This window comes from Actinoallomurus sp. CA-150999 (assembly GCF_050942425.1).
In the GTDB taxonomy this organism is placed as follows: domain Bacteria; phylum Actinomycetota; class Actinomycetes; order Streptosporangiales; family Streptosporangiaceae; genus Actinoallomurus.
This window is the reverse complement of sequence record NZ_CP192063.1, coordinates 18,975-38,907: the sequence shown is the minus strand read 5'-3', so window position 1 is coordinate 38,907 and position 19,933 is coordinate 18,975. Positions and strand designations below refer to the sequence as shown.

Here is a 19,933-nt window from a genome sequence, read left to right as displayed (position 1 = left end):
ACAACCCATGGCACAGCACCCCGCCGGGACGACGGAGACGAACCGATGAACACCACACGCCTCGTCGCGACCCGACTACCCAGGTCACAGCAGCCCGCCGAGATGACGGAGACGAACCCATGAGCGCCAAACGCCTCGCCGCGACCGCAGCGGGTGTCCTCGCCGCCGCGCACGCCGTACCGGCCGTCACGTCGATCGGGCCGCTGCGCCGACGGCTGTTCCCCGGGCTGTCCGGTGTCGGCGAGCCCGGTCATGTGGCGCTCACGTTCGACGACGGTCCAGACCCGCGCTCGACGCCGGCGTTCCTGGCCGCCTTGCGGGAGTACGAGGTCAAGGCCACCTTCTTCCTGCTCGGCCGGATGCTCGAGGCCGCCCCGGGCCTGGGGAGGGAGCTCGCCGAGGCCGGGCACGAGATCGCCGTCCACGGGTGGGAGCACCGCTGCATGCTGCTGCGCGGGCCCGCGGCGACGTACGACGACCTGGCCAGGGCGATGGAGTGCATCGTCACGGTCACGGGGACGGTGCCGCGCTGGTACCGGCCTCCGTACGGGGTGCTGAGCGCCTCCGCGTTGCGGGCGGCGCGCCGGCTGGGCCTCACGCCGGTGCTGTGGACGAACTGGGGCCGGGACTGGACGCGCTCGGCCACCCCGGCCTCCGTCCTCGCGACGGTCACCCGCGACCTCGACGGCGGAGGGACGGTGCTCCTCCACGACTCCGACTGCACGTCGGCACCCGAGTCGTGGAGGAACACGCTCGGCGCGCTGCCGCCGCTCCTGGACGAGATAAGCGAGCGCGGCCTGTCCGTCGGTCCCCTGCGCGACCACGTCCGCGCTACGCCGGCGTGACCGTCGGTCCGTCCCCTACGCGACCACGTCCGCGCTACGCCGGCGTGAGGAGCGCCGCGACGGCGCGGGCCGTCTCGCCGTGCCCGGCCAGCAGGGCGGTGACCTCGTTCGAACCGGCTCCGCTCGCGGGCGATCGCCATCCGGCGTCATGGCCGAGGAGCCCGGCCACGGCGTCGCACGCCGCCGGATGGCGGGCCACGAGCTCGGCGACCTCCCGCGCCGACGCGGGAACCGAAGCCGCCACATCGCGCTGGCGCGGTGCCGCGGACCACGGGGGCACCCAGGCGTCGACGGCGGGCAAGGTCGCGGGGAACGCGCGGCCCGCCTCCCGTACGAGCACCGGCACCAGTTCGGACGCCTGGGCCCGCAGCGTGGTGATCAGCTTGGGGAGCCAGGGGAGAAGCACCGGGTCCGGAAGCCGGGCGAACGCCTTGGACATCATCTCCACGACGACCGGCGCCAGGGACGGGGCGGGCTCGAGCGCCTGGACGAACCCGCTCAGGTAGAGCGGGATCGACGGGACGACGAGCGGGTTGGCCAGCAGCGCGTCGTACCGTGCGCGCAGTTCCGCGAGCGGCAGCACCCCGAGCTGCGTCTGCGCCGCCCACAGCAGCGCGACCTTGGCCGGCGCCTCCGGATGCGACTGCTTCACGGCGAGTTCGAGCTGAGAGTGGTCACAGCCGAGCGACAGCGCGAGGCTCTCCATTCCGAACAGGAATCCGAGCATCGCCGCCACCTGGCGTACGCCGGTGTCCTCGTCCACGAAGGCGGTCGGCAGCAGCGTGCAGTAGTGCGCGTATCCGGCGGTGACGAAACGTTCGCACCACTCCGGCAGCGCGGGCTCCGTGGCGCGGAAGTGGGCCAGTAGCCCGCGGATGCGGCGCAGCACCTCCGGGGCGTCGTCCACCGTACGCTCGCCGGCGAGGAGCTCGACCGCCCGGTGCCCCAGGTCGTCGGCGACCCGCCGGCCGTTCAGGTGGAGGAGGGCGTCCTCCACGGCCGTCAGCGCGACGGCGGCCGTCGCCTTCGGGTCCGCGACCGCCCGGCGCAGCCGCTGCTCCAGCACCTGCTCGACGGTGACGCCCTCGTACCCGAGCTCGACGATCGACCGCTGGTTACGGCCGATCGCCAGGTCCCAGCTCTCCTGGATCGGGCGTTCGCCGAGCCGGCGCGCGCCCATGATGGGGCGGACCGCGCCCTCCGGCAGCAGACGGCGCAGCACCCAGAGCAGGTCGGAACAGGGCCGCAGCTCCGGGTTCGCGTCGAGGTCGAGCAGGGCCCGCTGGATCGTGCGCTTGGTGAGGTCGAGCCCGAGCGGTTCCAGCCGGTCGAGCACGTCGCGGGCCAGCGGCGGGAGCGACTCGTAGCCGACCTGCCCGATCCGGTCGCCGCCGAGCAGGATCTCGCACAGCCGCTGTACGTCGCGGCGGCCCGGCACGACGTCCTTCTCGATGCAGGTGACCGCCGCGTCCTGGAAGTCGTACGGGGTGGGCCGTGCCCGCCCGCGCAGGCCCGCCAGCAGGATCGACGTCTCGAACACCGCGATCGCGTCGGCCGTGCTCGCGAGGTAGCCGTTGCGGCGGGCGAGGCGGACGATGTCGACGCACCAGCCGAGAAGCTCGTCCTCGTCGAGACCGTCCAGGGCTGGCGGCCGCGCCAGGAAGCCGGTCAGCCGGTCGGCGACCGGCCCCGGATCGGCCGCCGGGCGTGCCTTCGGCGGTTTCGACTCGCCCTTCTGGCCCTTGAGCCGGAACGGCGTGACGCCGCCGCGTTTGAGCGCCTTGGCCCAGGTCGCCGCGGCGACCGACACCGACCCGGGGGCCAGCCCGAACTGCGCCTCGATCGCGGAGTGGCTCGAGGGGATCAGGCCGTACTGCCAGCGGGTCGCCGTACGGGGGCTGATCTCGTACGGCGCCTCGGCGCGCAGTCCGAACTGCTCGACCCGGCTGGCCGCGTGGAAGGCGCCGCAGACGTACAGGCAGCGCTCCGGGTCGGCCCCGGACGTTGCGAGGTGCTCGCGCATCCGCGTCCACATGTAGCGCTCGCGGTCCTCGTCGCGGTCGTTGCGCGCGTCCTCCTCGGGGCGGAGCCTCCGGAAGAGACTGCCGATCATGACCATGACCTGCCGGTACGTGTCGTAGTCGGCACCGGTCAGCGGCTGCTCGACGTACTGGTCCCACCACTCGGACCAGTGCCGCACCTTTCCGTGGTGCAGCAGGTGCGCCTCGAGCTCGGCGAAGCGCGGACGCAGGTCGCCGATCTCGATGCCGACCGCGTCGCCGTGCAGGGCCGCGCCCTCACGGTCGTCCGGGGAGGCGGCGTCCTCGTCACTGGACGTGCGCGGCTCCCACTGGAACACGTGGTCGGTGGACCGGTCGACCAGGACGAGCTCGACGCCCGGGGTGTCGAGCGCGTACGCGATGGCCTGGTACTCCGCCGAAGCCTCGGTGATGGGCGCCACGACGCTGAGCGGCGCCCAGGCCACCGGGAAGTCGTCGAGCTCGCTCGCGAACGCCTGCAGCGCGACCGGCAGCCGGCAGTTGCGCAGTTCGTCGAGGAGCGGCCGCAGGTCCTCGCACAGCTCGAGGTAGATGACCGTGGGCCGCTTCTCGCGCAGCCTGCGCGCCATCGCCAGGGCCGAGGCGGGCGAGTGATGGCAGACCGGGAAGATCTCCAGCTCCTCGCGCAGCGCCCGATCGACGTCGCCGACCATTCCGGCCAGGATGTCGGACACCCCACCGCCCCCGGCGAAGGTGGCGGCCGCGTCGAGCAGCCGTTCCCGGAGCGCCCCGAACGGGCCCGGATCACTCATGAGAGTGTGCCCAGGGCCTCGCGGCCGCCCTCGAGGAATGCCTGCCAGGGCGCGCCGTCGTCCTGCTTGCTGCGCGGCTCGATCACCCCGTGCCAGAACTTGTTGAGGATCGCCAGGTCCTCCGGACTGCGGCGGGCGAGCGAGCCGACCAGCGAGCTCGCGAGCGTCTCCGCGCGCAGCGAACGGTCGCCGAAGAACTGGCTGTGCAGGATGGCGTCCTCGAGCACGCCGATCTGCTCGGCCGTGGACAGCGCCGACTCCAGTTTCTCGTCGTCGCTGGTGGCCGAGGCCGCCGCGGCGCGCAGGTCGGCGAAGCTCTGCAGCAGGATGTCCAGCAGCGCGGGCGGCACGTCCAGCTCGATCCGGTGCCGACGCAGCAGCTCCGTCGTGCGGAAGCGGACGATCTCCGCCTCGCTGCGCTTGCTCGTCACCACCGGGATGCGGACGAAGTTGAACCGCCGCTTCAGCGCGGACGACAGGTCGTTCACGCCCCGGTCGCGGCTGTTGGCAGTGGCGATGATCGAGAATCCCGGCTTGGCGAAGACGATGTTGTCGTCGTCGAGCTCGGGGATCGAGACGTACTTCTCGGACAGGATGGAGATCAGCGCGTCCTGGACGTCGCTCGTCGACCGGGTCAGCTCCTCGAACCGCCCGATCACCCCCTGCTCCATCGCCGTCATGATCGGCGACGGAATCATGGACTCGCGGGACTGGCCCTTGGCGATCACCATCGAGACGTTCCACGAGTACTTGATGTGGTCCTCGGTGGTGCCGGCCGTCCCCTGCACGACCAGCGTCGAGTTCCGGCAGATGGCCGCCGAGAGCAGCTCGGCGAGCCAGCTCTTGCCGGTGCCGGGATCGCCGATCAGCAGCAGCCCGCGGTCGGAGGCGAGCGTCACGATGCTCCGCTCGACGAAGCTCCGGTCGCCGAACCACTTCTGCGGGATCTCCCGGTCGAGCCCGTCCGACGGCTCGGAGCCCAGGACGAACAGCCGGACCATGCGGGGGCTCAGCCGCCAGGAGAACGGCTTGGGCCCGTCGTCGACGGACTCCAGCCAGTCGAGCTCCTCGGCGTACTTGACCTCGGCCGGGGCGCGCAGCATCTCATCGGTCATCGTTCGTACTCCTAGTCCAGGAAGTTCTTCAGTTCGAAGACGAGCTTGCGGATGTGTCCCGAGATGACGGGCGTGCCGAGGGCCTTGAAGCGCTGACGGAACCAGGGGTTCACGCTCTCGTGCCCGGAGCTGTTCACCGAACCGACCGGGATGAACTTCACCCCGGAGCGGTGCACCGCCTCGATGCCGTCGAACAGCGGCTGCGACCGGTCGAACTCGTAGAAGTCGGAGATCCACACCAGCACGGTGTTGCGCGGATCGGTGATCTTCGGGCGGGCCATGGCCATGGCGACCGGCCCGTCGTTGCCGCCGCCGAGCTTCGTCCGCAGCAGCACCTCGAACGGGTCGTGCACCCAGGGCGTCAGGTCGAGCGCGCGCGTGTCGTACGCGATCAGGTGGACGTCGACCTTGGGCAGACCCGCGAAGATCGACGCCAGGATCGTGCAGTTCACCATCGAGTCGACCATCGACCCGGACTGGTCGACGACCACGATCATGCGAGCGGGCGTGGTGCGCTTGGCCGTCTGCCGGTAGAAGAGCCGGTCGACGTACAGCCGCTCCTCGTCGGGGTCCCAGTTCGTGAGGTTCTTCCAGATGGTGCGGTCGAGGTCCAGGTTGCGGAACACCCGCTTCGGCGGCACCGACCGGTCGATCGTGCCCGCGCTGGTCTGCTCGACCTGCGTGCGCAGCACCTCGGCGACCTCGTCGACGTAGCGGCGGATCAGCGCCTTGGCGTTGGCCAGCGCCACGCCCGAGAGGTTCGCCTTGTCGCGCAGCAGCTGCTCGATGAGGGACATGCTCGGCGTCAGCTGGCGTGCCAGCGCCGGATCGGCCAGCACCTCACGCAGCCGCATCCGGCTGACGAGGTCGCCCTCGAGCCCCGACAGCACACCGGACAACTCCCCCGCGCCCTCGTTGCCGCACGCCCGCTTGAGCCAGCCGGCGTCCCGCTGCCAGTCGGCCAGCTGTGTCGCGGTCACGCTGCCGGATCCGGTCGCCATGACGTTGAGCAGCAGCTTGGACACGAGTGCGGCCCGGCGCACCCGCTGATCGTCGTCTCCGGGGGCCATCAGGCCCGCCAGCTCGTCCCTCAGGTCGGGGAAGCGCTGGACGAGGTTGTCCACCGACACCGAAGGGTCGAGGAGTGCGGGCGGCAGCCCGATGTCGTCGACGATCGCCACGCTCGCGGCCTCCAGCGCGGGCTGCTCCTCGTGGTCGAACATGCGCGCCAGGAGCCGCCAGTAGAGGACCTGCCGCCGATTCCCCTCCGCGATATCGGAGTCGCCCGACGCCGCGTCAGGGGTGCGCTCGCTCATCGCGGAGTCAGACGTGCGCTCGCTCGGTGCCGAGTCAGGGGTGTACTCGCTCGGTGCCGAGTCAGGCGTGTGCTCGCTCATGGCCGGGTCAGCGGCGTGATCGCTCATTTCCGCAGCAGCCTTCCCGCGCGTTCACGCAGCACGGCGACCGCGTCGCCGGCCTTCGCCTCGGCCTTGACGACCTTCGGATCGGTCGGGCCGAGCGCCCAGTCACCGGTGTGCGCCTCCACGGCCTTGCGCTTCACCATGGCCTGTACCGCGAGCGGTTGCAGCAGCCATCGGCCGCCGTCCCAGCGGAGCAGGCCGATGCAGGCCGACGAGGCGGCCACCAGCTCCGGCGTCACCGGGCCACAGCCCGGCAGCCGGTCCAGGTCGACCGTCAGGGTCTTCCCATCCAGGTCGAGCACGCCGCCGTCCACGGCGTACCCCTCCAGCAGGACGGGATCGGCGATCCGGACGGGATGCCGGTCGAGAGGAGGTGCGGCCGACGCGGGCGCGTCCGTGAGCCGGAGCCGGGCCGTCGCGAACGGCTCGGCCGGCTCCCCGAGCGTGGCCTGGCCGTCCCGCCACAGCAGGTCGCCGCCCGCCGTGACGGGCAGGTCCGCGAGCTCCACGCTCCGATGCTCGGCCAGCGCCTTCAACAACACGGGATGCCCGTCCAGCAGCCGCCACAACGCCGGGCCGACGATCGTGTCGACCTTCGCTGCGGCCACGCTCGTCCGTACGAGCCGGGGCGCGGAACCATCGGCGGCCTCGAGGATCGCGTGCACCTGAATCTGAACGGCGGTGCCGTGCTCATGGACGTCGACCCCGAGCGGGAGGAATCGTCCCGACACCACGCCGACAGGTTCGGCCGCGCTCAGGGCGCCCGGCTGCGACAGCAGCAGGGCGCGCGCCCACAGGTCGGCCCAGCGCCGGGCGGGCACTCGGTCCATGGTCGCGATCGGGCACGAGGCGCGCAGCTCCGCGGCCAGCCCGTCGAGCAGCACCGCGAGCCGCCGCCGACCAGGATCGGCGAGTAGCGCGGAGATGGCCTGGTCGGAGGCTGACACCAGGTCGTGGTCGACTCCCCGCCACCCGGTGATGGCCAGCTCCTGCAGCCAGGACCGGCTCGCCCCGAGCGGCCCGTCGGCCGCCGACTCGGACGGCGTACCGTCCCACGACTCTCTCGTACGGCCGAGCGCGGTGTCGAGCCGGTCGAGTTGCGCGTCGTGCACCGCCCCGACCAGCGCCGTACGGGCGCCGGCGAGCACCGCCAGCTGCTCGTCTCCGATCGAACCCGCCGTGACCTTCTCCACGGCCTCACCCACCGCCGGCCCGAGCGGAGTCTCGCCCAGAGCCCCGGCCACGGCCGCGAGGTGCCCGGCGTGCTGCTCATCCAGCCGGGCGAAGCCGTATACGAGAGCCGCGTCGAACCCGGCCACCAGATCCAGAGTCTCCTCGACCCCCGGCACCGCACCGTCGAGCAGCGCCGCCAGCTGCACACCGAGCATCAGCGCACCGCCCCCATCGCCGGAAACCAGTGCAGCTCGTCGATGGGCTCCGTGGTGTCCGCGAGCTCCAGGTAGGCCAGGTGCCGGAGGAAGCGGCTGAACACCACGGCGGCCGGCGCGGGCTCCGGCGAACCGTCCAGGCAGCCGATGAGGTCCTCGCCCTCGCCCACGTCCACCCGCAGGTACCGGGCGACGCGGTCGAGGCCGTACTGCAGCACCGCCTCGTCGACGAGCGCGCGCAGGTGCTTGCACGGCGCACCGTGCAGCCCGCCGCAGGGCCGGTTGTTGTTCGTGCCGCAGCTGTAGCCATGGGTATGCGCCGCGATCGACGAGACGTAGACGCGGGCGATGTCCGATCCGCTGGACACGACGCCCTGCAGGCGCCCGTCCGCGAGTTCGACGAACGGCACCTTCGCCAGCTTCCGCGGCCGAACCGGCGAGACGACCCGCACGACGCTCCGCCGCTCCCACTCCTCCGAAGTCATCGCCGGCGTCCTTCCACCCGCGCCCGGCACGGCCGATCGCGGACCAGGGGCCCGTCCCAGAACAGGCCCGGGGACTGCGCGGACCGTCTCACCGCCCGACCCGTACACGCGCCTTCGCGCCGGCCGGAGACAGGGTTCGACATGGGGGAAGCCTCTCTTCTCGGGGACCCGCGAGGAGAGCATGGCCGACCCCGGTGACATTTCCCGGCACCCCGATGACGGGGGCCGAACGTGTCGGTGGCAGGTGCGATGATCGGGCCCGTGGCGGCCGATGCGGCGTGCCCCGCGGATGGCGAACCGTACGGGAAGCGGGCGCGTCGAAGAGGACGGATCGTGCTTTCGTGGGCTGGCTCGGTGACGATCGGCGAGCGGGAGGATCCTCGCGGTGGACGTGACGGCGGTGTCGGAAGCGGTGGCCCTGATGGCGGCCACCGGTGCGGTGTCGGGAGTGGCGGAGCACGCCGCTGTGGGCGTGGTCGCCCGCATCCGAGAACGGGTACGCGTGGTCTTCGACACGGACGCGCGGTCGACGGACGCGCTGGAACAGGCCGTCGAGCATCCGTCGGACGAGGCGCGGATCGGCGAGCTGGCCGCGGCGCTGACCTGGTACGCCCGGCGCGACGAGGGTTTCGCCGCCGAACTCGCCTCGTGGGCGGCCGAATACGCGCCCACGAGATCGGTCGTCCAGAACGTCCGCGCCGGTCGTGACGCCTACATGGCGGGCCGCGACATGACGATCAATCAGCGACGCGACCCGTCGGCGTAGCCGGCGACGGCGACCCGGCTTCCTGTCTCGAAGGCGCCGAAAGAGCCGATGGGGCGCCCTCGAGCCGGCCATGCCAAGCGCTGACGTTGTTTCGTACCGAAGGCCGTCCCGGGCCGCGTCAGATCGGGACCACGATGAGCGTCGTGCTTCCAAGGTGTACGCGGTCGCCCTTTTCCAGCCAGACGGTCGCTTGCAGCCGGCCGTTGACGCGGACACCCCTCAGGGAGCCCATGTCCTCGAGCCTCCAGCCTGTCTCGTCAGGAACGACCAAGGCGTGGACCGGGCTGGCATCCTCGTCGTAGAGGACCAGATCGCAGTCGGAACGCGTACCGATGACGAAGCGGTCGTAGAAGACGGACGTGATCCCGGCAAGTCGTACGGCTATGGCGGGCATCTGCCCATTCAACACACGCGGTCGGTGAGCTGTCCGGCGGGCGCGGATCTTCGGCATGGTCCGCGCATGCCAGGAGCGATTGACGATCTTTCATACCCCGACCTTGGTTCGCACTAGGTTGATCGCGATATTTCCCCCCTTCGGAAGGAACTCTGCGTCATGGCCTCCATCCGCCACGAGATCGTGATCGACGCCGCGCCTGAGCACATCTGGGACGTGCTACGGGACGTCGGCGCGGTGCACGAGCGCCTCCTGCCCGGTCGGGTGGCCGACACTCGGCTCGAAGGTGATCAGCGGTTCCTCACCTTCCCCGACGGGCACGTGATCCGTGAACTGATCGTCGCCATCGACGACGACGCCCGCCGCCTGGCGTACTCCGTCGTCGAAGGCGCGCGTCCGGCGACCGAGCACCACCACGCGTCATTCGAAGTCCGCGCCGAGGGCGACCGGGCAGGCCGGCTGATCTGGACCACCGACGTGCTGCCGCATGCGCTCGCGGCCGAGATCCGGATTCGGATCGAACGCGGCGCGGTCGAGATGAAGCAGGCGATCGAAGCGACGGCACCGGCCGTCACCGGCCCGGCCTGATCGCACGGCCACGGACGGCGGCGCACCGTCAGATGCGCGCGGTATGGTCCGCGCGTCTCGACGAGGAGGATCCATGGCGATCGAGTGGAGTCTGACGATCGACTGCGCGCGGCCGGCGAAGTTGGCGGAGTTCTGGGCGCTGGCCTTGGGATATGTGCAGGCGCCGCCGCCGGTCGGATTCGGAAGTTGGGAGGAGTGGTTCACGCACTGCGGCGTTCCGGAGGAGGAGCGGGATCAGGGCGCAGCCCTGTCCGACCCGGACGGCGTGGGCCCCAGACTCTCATTCCTCCAGGTGCCGGAGTCGAAGGTGGTGAAGAACCGCCTGCACCTGGATGTTCAGGTCGGCGGAGGTCGCGCCACGCCGTGGGAGGTGCGATGGCCGCGCGTGCTCGAGGCGGTCGATCGATTGACCGCCGCCGGTGCAACCGTGATACGCGAATATCAGCTGCAGGGTAAGCCCGACCACATGCTGATGGCCGACCCTGAAGGAAACGAGTTCTGCGTGCTTTGAGGCCCATATCGGCCTGAGGCCTGTGGCGGAAACAGATCCTGGGGAAACGTACGAACCCGGGCCGCCCCCGGCGCCGACCTGCTCTGCCGTGTGACCGGGGGGTGGCCCCTGATCACCGAGGCGAATGGCCCGGGTCGGGTGCGCTACTTCGCTGGGACTCTAACGAACCGCCACTGCGAAGCCGTGGAAGGTGGTTTTCCGCGGTCAGCTCTGGTCGGCGGTATCCCAGTGGCCACGGATGTGCGGGGCGAGTTCGGCGGCGCGCTCGTGCGGGAAGAAGAGCTTCCCCCCGGCGATCTCGACCAGGTCACGCGCGCCGGGGATGGTGTCGTGCAGCCAGTTCGCCCACTTCATGTCGAAGAACTCGTCGTCGGTCGCCCAAGCGATCAGTGTCGGAACGCGCAGTGCGCGCAGAGCCGGCTCGGCGGCGAGCAGGTCGTCCGGTCCGAGCCTGGCGATCAGTTCCTGGAAGCGCGCGGCGGTCGCCGGGGTGCCCATGACCGGTTCGAGGAACGCGTCCACCAACTCCGCGCTCAGGAACTGCTGATCCTGGTAGCCGCTTGCGAAGATCGCCCGTGCGGCGGCAGGGTCACCGAGGATGCCCGGAGCCGCCGCGGCGAGTTGGCCGGCGCGGGCCGCCTCGACGGTGGCGGCCATCGCGGCCGGCGGGATGTTGTCCTGCGTTTCGCAGTTGGTCAGGGTCAGCGTACGGATCAGCTCGGGGTGGCGAGCGGCGAGCACCTGAGCGATCGCGCCACCGGTGTCTTGGGCGACCACGTCGACCTGGTCGAGACGCAGGTGCGCACAGACGTCCGCGAGGGTGTCGGCGAACGCACCGACGGTGAGTTGGTGCTCGGGCGCGGCCGGGCTCTGCCCGTGCAGCGGGAGATCGATGGCGATGCAGCGCCGCGTGTCGGCGAGCAGTGGAATCAGGTTGTGCCAGAGGTAGGCGTTGGTCGCGATCCCGTGCACGAACAGTGCCGCCGGACCGGTACCGATCTCGACATAGCTCACCTCCCCGGACTGGGTGCGAACGGTGTGGCGGTTGTCGTCGAACCCGGGCAGGAACATCGGCTGCCTCCGTGATCGTAGAGTGAACGTCGGTAACATCAAGAAACCGACTGACGGTCTAGAAGCTATAAACCGACTGTCGGTTTGTCAACGGGAGCATACGCATGGATCGACGCGTTGACCGCGGACAGGCGACGCGGCAGCACCTGATCGAGGTGGCCACGGAGTTGTTCGCCGACCGCGGCTATGAAGGCACTTCGATCGAGGCCGTCCTAGAGCGAGCCGGGGTGAGTCGCGGATCGCTGTATCACCACTTCCCCGGCAAGGAGCGCCTGTTCGAGGCGGTAGTGGAGGCGGTCCATACGCGAGTCGGCGAAGCCACGCTTGCCGCCGCCACGGCGAGCGGGGCGACCGAGGCTTACGGCCTGCTCAAGGCCGCTGAACTGGCCTGGATCCGGCTCGCCGGCGACGCGGTAGTACGCCGAATAATGCTGATCGACGCACCGACCGTGCTGGGCTGGCGCCGCTGGCGCGCCATCGAAGAGCAGTACGGCCTGGGCATGCTCAAGACCGTCCTGCAGCAGGCCGCCGATGCTGGTCGCGTGCCCGCTCAGCTTGTTGAACCGTTCGCGCACATCCTGCTGGCCGCCGGCAACGAGATGGCATTGGTCATCGCCCTGGCCGACGACGTAGCAGCCGCCCAGACCACTGCCGAGGCCGCCGTAGAGGAGTTCCTCACCCGCCTGTTGCAACCGACCAGAACCGATACCTGAACAGGGCACGGAAGTCACCCGGTCAGACACTCACGCCCCGTCTCACGTCGCCGAGACGGGGCGTTTTCGCTGGTGGAGCCACGGGGATTCGAACCGGACTTCCTGCTGGCAAATCACGCCGATCTTGCCCCATATGGCCGCTGACCTGGGCGAGCACGTACCCGCCAGTGACCGCTGTCGACCCTTGATCACCGGGGCTAATTGCACGCCGCTCGGCCCGGCCAGCCTTGACTGAGCCGCCTCATCCTTATCAGCTCGGGAGCTCGTTTGGTTTCGCCGTCATGCACGCTGATCGCGCGACTGCTCCCATTCCGCGACGGACTGCGCACTGTCCAGGAGCTCGGCGACCCGCATCGCCTCATCGCGTGAGGTCACCTTCGGGAGCGGGGAAAAGTCATCCGGTAGCACGTCCAGCAGACTCTGTACCTGCTCTCCGGTGCGCAGCCGCACGAGCAGGAAACACCGAAGCTGACGCGGGAGGGTAGGACGGTGCGACAGCTCATGCCACAAGGCAGGCCGTAGGTAGTGGTGTCCCTCTGCGACGTTCTCGGCTACCCAGACCGGCGGCAGTCGCTGGCTCAGTCCGCACTCCATTGCGGTCTCCTCCAGCGCCAGCAGCGACGCCGTGTCGATGACCTTGACCTCGCAGGGCACGGGCTCGTCCAAGCTCATTGCGCCATACTGCCCCGACCATGACACTGATGGCGTCACTCCCTGACACCTCTTCAGCCGTACACCCCCCCACCGTGTCCCCCGGGTTTTCGCAGGTCACAGACGGTTGGGGGACACGAGGGACACGGGGGGACACTCGGTCGGGGCTGGAGGGAAAGACCAGCGGAGCAACGGCACGAGTCGGCCTCTTCGTCCCGAACGCATCCTGAGCCTCATCTGAGCTGCGCCCGCAGGCTGGGACCAGCATCGAGCATTCCAGCGGCGTTCGTGGAGGTTCGTGGTGGACCGCAGACGTAGGCGGCCAGCCATGCCTCCGTCGGCTCATCACCCGTGCTCCGCCTCAATTAATCAGCGAGGTTCGTGGCGCACTCTAAGTCGTGGGGCAGAACACCGACTTGAGAGCATCCGAGATGCGCTGCTGCACGGTGGAGCGCTCGGCATCGCCCATGGCCAACGTCACGGACACGGCGAACTGTCGGCGGCCGTCCAAGGAGGTGTAGGTCGAGGCGACGAAACCGGGCGCGCTGCCCCCGCTTCCCCGGGCGAACACGGGGTTGCCCGTGCACGGACCGGCCGGGGGCAGCGGCTGCCCAGGCACCGGATCAGTGATCAGTTTACGTAGGTACTCCGGCAGGAGCCTGCCCTGACGGAACGCGCGATTGTAGGCGCTGATGTCGTGCGCCGTCGAGATCACGCCACCGGCGCCCAACATGATGGTGGCGTTGACCCTGTCGACATCTTGCAGCTTGCCCGTCTCGTCCGGGGCGTAGCCGTGCCCGTGCGGGCCCTTGATGCCCTCGGAGGCCTTCATGGGCAGGTAGGTATCACGCATTCCGAGCGGAGCGAAGAACCTCCGGTTGAGTTCGGCCGCCAGCGATCTCCCGGTCAGCTTCTCGGTGATCATTTCAAGCAGGATGTAGTTGGTGTTGGAGTGGTTCCAGGTCCCGATCTCCACGGGCCGAGGTTTCTTGCGCGAGGCCGCCACTAGATCGATCGGGCGGTAGTTGTGCGCGGGGTCCGCGACGTCCGGGCCGACATACTCAGGGATGCCCGAGGTCATCTGGATCAGGTTGCGTACCGTGATCTCATCGGCCTTTTCCACCAGGTCCTTTTCCGCCACCTCCGGCAGGACCTTGCTGAGTTTGTCGTCCAGGCTCAGCTTGCCCTCCTTGACCAGCTGCAGGGCCACGGTGGCGGTCATGCTCTTGGTCTGCGAGCCGATCCGGTAGCGGGCGGTAGACGGGATCGCGCCGCCCTTACCGTCGAGCAGGCGGGACCCGGCCGATCCCTTCCCGACCCGCTTGCCGTCGACGTACACCTCGCCGATGGCGCCCACCACGTCGCCTGTCTTCGCCAAGGCTTCCATCGCCTTCTGCACGTTCCCGACCTTGACAGGGCTGGCAGATGTTGAGGCGGTGGCGGGCGCGGCCACGCTCAGAGCCAGCGCCGCTGCGCACGCCACCGAGGCGACGCGAGTCACTGTCACTCGACGCGAAACCATGAAAGCTCCCTCTCTGAATCCGAATACAGATGCCGATCCAGAGTTCTAGCGAGGGAGCGGTCACAACGGCGTCACAAACAGAGTGATGACCTCGCGCTTGCCAAAGCGCGAGGCCACGGAGGCTTAGTCACCCAGTTAGACACTCACGCCCCGTCTCGTGCCGCCGAGACGGGGCGTTTTGGCTGGTGGAGCCACGGGGATTCGAACCCCGGACTTCCTGCTTGCAAATCATGCCGATCTTGCCCCATATGGCCGCTGACCTGCACGACCGGGTGTCCGCGAGTGACCGCTGTTGACCCTTGATCACCGGGGCTAATGGCACGCTAATGGCACGCTGCCCGGCCCCGGCGGCCTTGACTGAGCAGCCCCATCTTGCGCGCAGTCTAGGTGTGCTGTCTCAGGAGATTGGTTTCGGGGCAGCGTCGGTGCCTCGGTGCTGGCGATACAGGTTCGTCCTCGAAGCCCACCTGGTGCCGCCGTCACGGGATGGCCCAAGCTGGCCCGCATGGATTGGTTGCCACTGCTCTCCACCCTGGCCGGGGCCACGATCGGCATCGTCGCTACTCTCATCGCCGATCGGAATCGGTGGAAGCACGAGAATGTCAAAGAGGCTCATCGGCTGCGGCTCGACATCTACACGCAGTACACCACCACCGTGAAGGTCCTCGGTGAAACCCTACGGGCCGTGGCCGAGCGAGAACACCCTTCCGACGACGAGCGGGCGCTTGCGCTGCGCGAAGCCTTTCGGGATTCAGGCATAGCCATCGCATCAGAACGGATGTGGCTCATTGCGCCCGAACCCGTCGTCAAGGCCTCCAACAGCGTGTTCCACTGCCTGCGACGCATCTGCGACGGCTACATCGATGGCACTGCCGTCAGCAGTCCAGAGGATCGCGCCCGCTGGGAGGCACGCGGCAAAGCAGCTGCCAAGATGCGCAAGCTCATGCGTGAAGATCTCGGCGTTGGCCCACTCACCGAGCACCACAGCCCCCTTCTCAACGACTACAACAACCCCGCCGCGCAGTGATCGTGACCGTGGCACCAACGTCATGAGATGGCACACCTAATGACCCGCTAATGGCCCGAACGCCCCCGTCCATGATCCGGACGGGGGCGTTTGTGCTGGTGGAGCCACGGGGATTCGAACCCCGGACTTCCTGCTTGCAAAGCAGGCGCTCTGCCAACTGAGCTATGGCCCCTGGAGATCGTCCTACAGCCTACCGGGGGAGGAGGAGTGCCCGCTCGCCATGGTGCCATGTGGTCGCCGTGGATCATCGTGGGCAGGCCCCTGGAAACCCTCGACGATCATGGGGAGCTCGGCGATGCTGCCGATCACGTGGGTGGCACCGGCGGTCTCCAGGCGGGTGCGGTCGTGGGCGCCGGTGAGGGTGCCGGCGACGATGGAGGCGCCGGAGCGGCGGCCGCTGCGCATGTCGCTCTCGGTGTCGCCACAGACGGCGATGTGGCGGACGTCGTCGACCTTCACGTGTAGCGCGGCGGTGAGGATCATATCGGGGTACGGGCGGCCGCGGCCGCCCGCGTCGGCGGGGCAGAGGAGCAGGTCGGCTCGTTTCCACCAGCCGAGGGTGTCGATGATGTGGCCGAGTGTCCGGCTGCTGAAGCCGGTCATCAGGCAGATGCGCACGCCGGACGCGGCCAGGGTGTCGATCGCCGTCTCGGCTCCGGGTATCGGGGAGAGGCCGACGCGGTCGATGATCGAGTCGTACGCCTGCTCGAACGCGTGGTTGGCCGCCTGGGCGCGGTCTTCGTCGTTGAAGACTTCGCGGAAGATGTCGAGTTTGGACCTGCCTCGTGCGGCGTGCACGCGGGTCATGGCCCGGTTGTAGGTGTCGGTGCCGGAGACGATGCCCTGGGTGGCCAGCGCCTCGCTGAAGGCACGCTCGCCCATCCCGTCGTCTGCGACCGTCGTACCGGCGAGGTCAAGACAGGCGAGCGTGATTCGCGACTCGTCGCCCACGCCCGCCCCCCGTTTTACCTCGCCGGCACGTTGAAAACATCTCTCAGCTGTCGGACGACGTCGCCTCGGTCCACAGGTCCAGCTCGGCCCGGTCCTGCTGAAGCCGGCGCCAAACCGCGAATCCACCGAGGGCGACCAGCGCGAGAACAATGAGCTTCTTCACGATGGGAACCCCTTCAAACCTCGACTAGCACTGCCCTCGCAGCCTAGCAACCGTCCAGATGACCCCGCGCCGCTTCCCCCAGCGCGTCATCGATCATCTCGCACGCCGTGGGTCTACCTCGCATGACGCCACCTTCTGGTTCCCTCCGGGTGTTCGGAGGTGCTGTCACCGGTGCGCCCCGTAGGCCGGCTTCGGGCCTCCTCCGGCTCGGATTCGGGGACCAGGCCCGGCTCGGGCTCCGCTTCCACCGGGAGCGCCGCGCGGGCGGTGAGCACCTGCCCGATGAAGAAGTCGTAGATGAGGATTCCGAGGATGCCTCCGATCAGGGGGCCTGCGATCGGTATCCACCAGTAGTTATCGAACCATTGGAAACGCCCGGGGAACGCGATCGGTCCCCACCCGAGTGCATAGCTGAAGAGGCGTGGGCCGAAATCGCGGGCCGGGTTGATGGCGTATCCGGCGTTGACGCCGTAGGTCAGCCCGATCCCCGCGACGACCAGCCCGATCATCAGTGCCGTAGTGTTGCCTTTCGGCGCGACGTTCCGGCTGTCGATCAGCGCCGCGACGAGCGCGACGAGGATCGCGGTGCCGACGATCTGGTCGACGAACGGACCGCCCCATGACCCGTTCCAGTATTTCGCGGGGAACGTCGCGAATATCGAGAACGTGTCGAGCGACTGCCCCCTCGTGGTGTGATGTGTGCTGTTGAACCAGTCGATGGCACCCCAGTACACCGCGTAGACGAGGGCAGCGCCGCAGAAGGCACCGGTGACCTGCGCGAACCAGTACGGGACGACCTTTCGCCAGGGGAAGCCCCGGCGCAGCGCGAAGCTCAGCGTGACCGCCGGGTTGATGTGCGCTCCGCTCACCCCGCCGACGGCGTACACCGCGAAGGCGACCCCGAACGCCCAGCCCCAGATGATGATGAGCCAGTTGGCGGGGCCGAAGGGAGCGAGGGCGAGGTTCTGCCGGCCGGAGCCGGGAAGCCCTGCGACGGCGAGCGCGACCGAGCCGTCACCGAAGAGGATCAGGATGAAGGTGCCGAAGAATTCGGCGAGGAGTTCTCCTCCGAGCCCGGCCCGTAGCCGCCCGAACAGGATGTCGCTGGGACGTCGAGCCTCTCCCACAGTCGCCATGGCCGATCGCGTCTCCTCTCCGGGAGCGGATCACCGCCGTCACGGAGCGGCCTCTTCGACGTGAATCCGTTCCCCGCGGGATGCGAGGGCCGACTGATGCCGATGGACCAACCGACGGCGGCGGCCGGCGGAGGAAGCAGACACCAACAGCACAGGAAGACGCGGCCGCCGACGAGACACCCCCGCATATCCGCACGACCTGCAACAACTCATGACCTACCCTCCTCACTGTCCGCTCAAGCCACCGCCCTGTCCCGGCGCGCCGTACGCGGCAACGCGAAGGCGACCTCCGCCGGCCACCCGGATACGGACGTGTCGATTCCCCGGCGGGTCGCGGATCATCTGGATGGCGCGATTGTTCGGCGTCGCACCGGGCATTTGGTTCAGACTCCCGATATTCGGCGGAGGAGAGCATGCTGAAGGGCATCGACGTCTCCAGCTATGAGGGCACGGTCGACTGGGACGCGTGGAAACGCAAGGGCCTGGCGTTCGCCGTCGCGAAGGCGACCGAGGGCCGTACGATCCGGGATTCGAAGTTCGCCCGGAATTGGAGTGAACTGCGGCGAATCGGCCTGGTCCGCGGCGCCTACCACTTCGCGCACCCGGGCAACGACGCAAGCACCGAGGCGGACTTCTTCCTCAGCACCGTACGGGCGCGGGGACTGGAGGCCGGCGATCTCGTGGTGCTGGACCTCGAGCGGACCGATGGGAGGTCCGCCGCGCACGTCTCCTCGTGGGCGCGAACGTGGTGCTCACGAGTGGCGAAGGCGGTCGGCTGCGACCCCATCGTCTACACGTTCCTGTCCTTCGCCCAGGACGGGAACTGCGCCGGACTCGGCGGCCACCCCCTGTGGATCGCCGAACCGTCCCGTACGGCGGGCAAGCCGCGAGTTCCGGCGCCGTGGAAGCACTGGCTGCTGCACCAGTACGACACCGATCCGATCGACGCCGATGTGGCGAACGTCTCCACGGCCGCGGCGCTTCGCGCGTACGGGATCGGCGGGCGAGACGAGACGGCCATCGTCGTCAGTCTCGGAGCGGGCCGGGACCAGAGCGTCGCGCCCGGGGCGACGGCGTCGATCGAGTGGCACACCGAGTACACCGATCGGCACGGCGTGCATGCCGCCGACGACTCCTCGGTGATCGTCGACGCACCGTGCTGGGTCGTGGGGGACGCCCTCGTACGGGTGTCCGGGCTGCGCCCCGGCGATCCCGTGGACATCATGTGGACACGGATGACGCGGGACGGCACCGCGGTGAAGGATGACGCGTGGCGCGTGACCTACCGCGCCGACCCATGGGCGGCCTCACGGTCTCGCACTCGGGTCAGGTGGGGATCGCCGCTGACGTGCGGTTTCACCTCCGTGTCCACAATCCGAACCCGATGCCCATCACGGTGTCCGGGTCGACGATGGCAGGCCTCACCCTCCTGGCGTACTGAGCGACGGCGCCTTCTCCACTGCCTGTGGAAAACCTGCCGCCTCATCACCCGACGTACCCGGTATCCACCCATGCGCCCGTTAAGTTGTCCACAACCCCTGTGGATAACCTGTCGATGATCGCACGGTGATCATCACGAGTAGTGTCACCGCATGCACGTCGACAGGTCCCTGGCATGGGTCACCGTGCGCACCCCTCTTCCCACGGGCGACCTGCGGGTCGCCGTGACGGATCGGGGAGTGGTCGCGGCGGGTTACACCGCCGAGGGGGTCGCCGGGCTCCCCGCTGGGCCGGAGGTTCCGTCTGACGACCGCCGGGCCGCGGCCGTGGTGAACCGCATCACCGAATACTTCGCGGGCCGGCGCCGGGAACTCGACCTGCCGATCGACTGGCGGTCGACCTCCGGGATCCAGTCGGCCGTCCTGCGGACGCTCCAGCAGACGGTCGGCTACGGCGAGACCATCACGTACGGGGTGCTCGCCGAACGCAGCGGCGTGTTCGAGGAGGATCCGGGCGAGCCGGGCTACGCCGCCCGTACGGTCGGCACGATCATGTCGACCAACCCGATCTCACTGCTCGTGCCGTGCCACCGGGTCGTCGCCGCCGACGGGCTCGGCGGGTTCGGATCGGTCGGTCTCGACGTCAAACGCTGGCTGCTGACATTGGAAGGCGTCCTGCCGCCCACCCTCGACTGGACGGGCCCGGGCTGACCAAGGCTCGCCCCTCTCTCCGTACGGGCGTCTCGCCCTCCTACCGTCCCCGGTAGCCGTGGGGGCGTCTCGCAGCCGTTCGTCGAGGTCAGGCGGCACATTCGGAGCGCTGACACATCCCGCAAAGCTCCGCAAATGAAGTTTGTTAGCTATTTTCCTCACATACCGCCATTTTGGATTCACTTACCGCTTGCTCCGGCGTGGCTCTGGGGAGCGACTCTCAC

At 69.1% G+C, this 19,933-nt stretch carries 20 protein-coding genes and 1 tRNA gene; 8 read left to right on the top strand and 13 right to left on the bottom strand.

Annotation, left to right across the window (positions count from 1 at the left end; all coding sequences use genetic code 11):
• Window positions 1-119: 119 nt before the first annotated feature.
• A complete protein-coding gene (locus ACQP2O_RS00195) occupies window positions 120-845 on the top strand; it encodes a polysaccharide deacetylase family protein (RefSeq protein ID WP_433179000.1) in 726 nt (241 codons plus the stop codon).
• 34 nt (window positions 846-879) lie between these two features.
• Here ACQP2O_RS00195 and ACQP2O_RS00190 read toward each other — a convergent pair whose 3' ends face one another.
• From ACQP2O_RS00190 to ACQP2O_RS00170, 5 genes are all read right to left on the bottom strand, one after another.
• Window positions 880-3,657 (bottom strand): hypothetical protein, encoded by a 2,778-nt coding sequence (locus tag ACQP2O_RS00190; protein WP_433178998.1) that lies wholly within the window; start codon window positions 3,655-3,657, stop codon window positions 880-882.
• On the bottom strand, window positions 3,654-4,772 hold the full coding sequence (locus ACQP2O_RS00185) for an ATP-binding protein (RefSeq protein WP_360882041.1): 1,119 nt from the start codon (window positions 4,770-4,772) through the stop codon (window positions 3,654-3,656). Before ACQP2O_RS00185 ends, ACQP2O_RS00190 begins: the two co-directional genes overlap by 4 nt.
• Before the next feature lie 11 nt (window positions 4,773-4,783).
• Window positions 4,784-6,088, bottom strand: coding sequence for a VWA domain-containing protein (locus ACQP2O_RS00180; RefSeq protein WP_433178995.1), 1,305 nt, complete (start codon window positions 6,086-6,088; stop codon window positions 4,784-4,786).
• A gap of 104 nt (window positions 6,089-6,192) precedes the next feature.
• The gene (locus ACQP2O_RS00175; protein WP_433178994.1) at window positions 6,193-7,581 is read right to left on the bottom strand and encodes a hypothetical protein; all 1,389 of its coding nucleotides are present in this window, start codon (window positions 7,579-7,581) and stop codon (window positions 6,193-6,195) included.
• Entirely contained in the window at window positions 7,581-8,066 is a 486-nt protein-coding gene (locus ACQP2O_RS00170; RefSeq protein WP_433178992.1) for a hypothetical protein, read from the bottom strand. The genes ACQP2O_RS00175 and ACQP2O_RS00170 overlap by 1 nt, the downstream gene beginning before the upstream one ends.
• A 385-nt stretch (window positions 8,067-8,451) precedes the next feature.
• Here ACQP2O_RS00170 and ACQP2O_RS00165 point away from each other — a divergent pair, with 385 nt between their 5' ends.
• Window positions 8,452-8,832 (top strand): hypothetical protein, encoded by a 381-nt coding sequence (locus tag ACQP2O_RS00165; protein ID WP_433178990.1) that lies wholly within the window; start codon window positions 8,452-8,454, stop codon window positions 8,830-8,832.
• Between the two features lie 118 nt (window positions 8,833-8,950).
• Here the strand turns inward: ACQP2O_RS00165 and ACQP2O_RS00160 are convergent, their stop codons facing one another.
• Window positions 8,951-9,283, bottom strand: coding sequence for an FHA domain-containing protein (locus ACQP2O_RS00160; protein WP_433178987.1), 333 nt, complete (start codon window positions 9,281-9,283; stop codon window positions 8,951-8,953).
• 102 nt (window positions 9,284-9,385) lie between these two features.
• On the opposite strand from ACQP2O_RS00160, the gene ACQP2O_RS00155 reads away from it, so the two are divergent.
• Both ACQP2O_RS00155 and ACQP2O_RS00150 read left to right on the top strand, forming a co-directional pair.
• The gene (locus ACQP2O_RS00155) at window positions 9,386-9,814 is read left to right on the top strand and encodes an SRPBCC family protein (RefSeq protein WP_433178984.1); all 429 of its coding nucleotides are present in this window, start codon (window positions 9,386-9,388) and stop codon (window positions 9,812-9,814) included.
• A gap of 73 nt (window positions 9,815-9,887) precedes the next feature.
• Window positions 9,888-10,325: a VOC family protein gene (locus ACQP2O_RS00150; protein WP_433178982.1), complete on the top strand. Its 438-nt coding sequence runs from the start codon at window positions 9,888-9,890 to the stop codon at window positions 10,323-10,325.
• A gap of 204 nt (window positions 10,326-10,529) precedes the next feature.
• Here ACQP2O_RS00150 and ACQP2O_RS00145 read toward each other — a convergent pair whose 3' ends face one another.
• Window positions 10,530-11,396: an alpha/beta fold hydrolase gene (locus ACQP2O_RS00145; protein WP_433178980.1), complete on the bottom strand. Its 867-nt coding sequence runs from the start codon at window positions 11,394-11,396 to the stop codon at window positions 10,530-10,532.
• A 104-nt stretch (window positions 11,397-11,500) separates the two neighbouring features.
• Here ACQP2O_RS00145 and ACQP2O_RS00140 point away from each other — a divergent pair, with 104 nt between their 5' ends.
• Window positions 11,501-12,109, top strand: coding sequence for a TetR family transcriptional regulator (locus tag ACQP2O_RS00140; protein WP_433178978.1), 609 nt, complete (start codon window positions 11,501-11,503; stop codon window positions 12,107-12,109).
• A 279-nt stretch (window positions 12,110-12,388) separates the two neighbouring features.
• On the opposite strand, the gene ACQP2O_RS00135 is transcribed toward ACQP2O_RS00140, so the two are convergent.
• Both ACQP2O_RS00135 and ACQP2O_RS00130 read right to left on the bottom strand, forming a co-directional pair.
• Entirely contained in the window at window positions 12,389-12,781 is a 393-nt protein-coding gene (locus ACQP2O_RS00135) for a hypothetical protein (RefSeq protein WP_433178976.1), read from the bottom strand.
• Between the two features lie 370 nt (window positions 12,782-13,151).
• The gene (locus tag ACQP2O_RS00130; protein WP_433178974.1) at window positions 13,152-14,159 is read right to left on the bottom strand and encodes a serine hydrolase domain-containing protein; all 1,008 of its coding nucleotides are present in this window, start codon (window positions 14,157-14,159) and stop codon (window positions 13,152-13,154) included.
• Between the two features lie 628 nt (window positions 14,160-14,787).
• Here ACQP2O_RS00130 and ACQP2O_RS00125 point away from each other — a divergent pair.
• Window positions 14,788-15,309, top strand: coding sequence for a hypothetical protein (locus ACQP2O_RS00125; RefSeq protein ID WP_433178973.1), 522 nt, complete (start codon window positions 14,788-14,790; stop codon window positions 15,307-15,309).
• Window positions 15,310-15,405: 96 nt separating this feature from the next.
• Here the strand turns inward: ACQP2O_RS00125 and ACQP2O_RS00120 are convergent.
• The 4 genes from ACQP2O_RS00120 to ACQP2O_RS00105 form a co-directional block, all read right to left on the bottom strand.
• Window positions 15,406-15,481 (bottom strand) — tRNA-Ala (locus ACQP2O_RS00120).
• Between the two features lie 11 nt (window positions 15,482-15,492).
• Entirely contained in the window at window positions 15,493-16,260 is a 768-nt protein-coding gene (locus ACQP2O_RS00115; protein ID WP_433178970.1) for an HAD family hydrolase, read from the bottom strand.
• A 43-nt stretch (window positions 16,261-16,303) separates the two neighbouring features.
• A complete protein-coding gene (locus ACQP2O_RS00110) occupies window positions 16,304-16,423 on the bottom strand; it encodes a DLW-39 family protein (RefSeq protein WP_252785262.1) in 120 nt (39 codons plus the stop codon).
• 113 nt (window positions 16,424-16,536) lie between these two features.
• Window positions 16,537-17,559: an MIP/aquaporin family protein gene (locus tag ACQP2O_RS00105; RefSeq protein ID WP_433178967.1), complete on the bottom strand. Its 1,023-nt coding sequence runs from the start codon at window positions 17,557-17,559 to the stop codon at window positions 16,537-16,539.
• Window positions 17,560-17,972: 413 nt separating this feature from the next.
• On the opposite strand from ACQP2O_RS00105, the gene ACQP2O_RS00100 reads away from it, so the two are divergent.
• Window positions 17,973-19,118, top strand: coding sequence for a glycoside hydrolase family 25 protein (locus tag ACQP2O_RS00100; protein ID WP_433178965.1), 1,146 nt, complete (start codon window positions 17,973-17,975; stop codon window positions 19,116-19,118).
• A gap of 33 nt (window positions 19,119-19,151) precedes the next feature.
• Complete coding sequence (locus ACQP2O_RS00095) at window positions 19,152-19,709, top strand: methylated-DNA--[protein]-cysteine S-methyltransferase (RefSeq protein WP_433178963.1); 558 nt, start codon at window positions 19,152-19,154, stop codon at window positions 19,707-19,709.
• Window positions 19,710-19,933: the final 224 nt, after the last annotated feature.

What these genes read in the sequence shown, in the direction of transcription:
- ACQP2O_RS00195 (WP_433179000.1), top strand. Translation starts at nt 120, where the DNA reads ATGAGCGCCAAACGCCTCGCCGCGACCGCAGCGGGTGTCCTCGCCGCC.
- ACQP2O_RS00190 (WP_433178998.1), bottom strand. Translation starts at nt 3,657, where the DNA reads ATGAGTGATCCGGGCCCGTTCGGGGCGCTCCGGGAACGGCTGCTCGAC.
- ACQP2O_RS00185 (WP_360882041.1), bottom strand. Translation starts at nt 4,772, where the DNA reads ATGACCGATGAGATGCTGCGCGCCCCGGCCGAGGTCAAGTACGCCGAG.
- ACQP2O_RS00180 (WP_433178995.1), bottom strand. Translation starts at nt 6,088, where the DNA reads ATGAGCGAGCGCACCCCTGACGCGGCGTCGGGCGACTCCGATATCGCG.
- ACQP2O_RS00175 (WP_433178994.1), bottom strand. Translation starts at nt 7,581, where the DNA reads ATGCTCGGTGTGCAGCTGGCGGCGCTGCTCGACGGTGCGGTGCCGGGG.
- ACQP2O_RS00170 (WP_433178992.1), bottom strand. Translation starts at nt 8,066, where the DNA reads ATGACTTCGGAGGAGTGGGAGCGGCGGAGCGTCGTGCGGGTCGTCTCG.
- ACQP2O_RS00160 (WP_433178987.1), bottom strand. Translation starts at nt 9,283, where the DNA reads ATGCCGAAGATCCGCGCCCGCCGGACAGCTCACCGACCGCGTGTGTTG.
- ACQP2O_RS00155 (WP_433178984.1), top strand. Translation starts at nt 9,386, where the DNA reads ATGGCCTCCATCCGCCACGAGATCGTGATCGACGCCGCGCCTGAGCAC.
- ACQP2O_RS00150 (WP_433178982.1), top strand. Translation starts at nt 9,888, where the DNA reads ATGGCGATCGAGTGGAGTCTGACGATCGACTGCGCGCGGCCGGCGAAG.
- ACQP2O_RS00145 (WP_433178980.1), bottom strand. Translation starts at nt 11,396, where the DNA reads ATGTTCCTGCCCGGGTTCGACGACAACCGCCACACCGTTCGCACCCAG.
- ACQP2O_RS00140 (WP_433178978.1), top strand. Translation starts at nt 11,501, where the DNA reads ATGGATCGACGCGTTGACCGCGGACAGGCGACGCGGCAGCACCTGATC.
- ACQP2O_RS00135 (WP_433178976.1), bottom strand. Translation starts at nt 12,781, where the DNA reads ATGAGCTTGGACGAGCCCGTGCCCTGCGAGGTCAAGGTCATCGACACG.
- ACQP2O_RS00125 (WP_433178973.1), top strand. Translation starts at nt 14,788, where the DNA reads ATGGATTGGTTGCCACTGCTCTCCACCCTGGCCGGGGCCACGATCGGC.
- ACQP2O_RS00105 (WP_433178967.1), bottom strand. Translation starts at nt 17,559, where the DNA reads ATGGCGACTGTGGGAGAGGCTCGACGTCCCAGCGACATCCTGTTCGGG.
- ACQP2O_RS00100 (WP_433178965.1), top strand. Translation starts at nt 17,973, where the DNA reads ATGCTGAAGGGCATCGACGTCTCCAGCTATGAGGGCACGGTCGACTGG.
- ACQP2O_RS00095 (WP_433178963.1), top strand. Translation starts at nt 19,152, where the DNA reads ATGCACGTCGACAGGTCCCTGGCATGGGTCACCGTGCGCACCCCTCTT.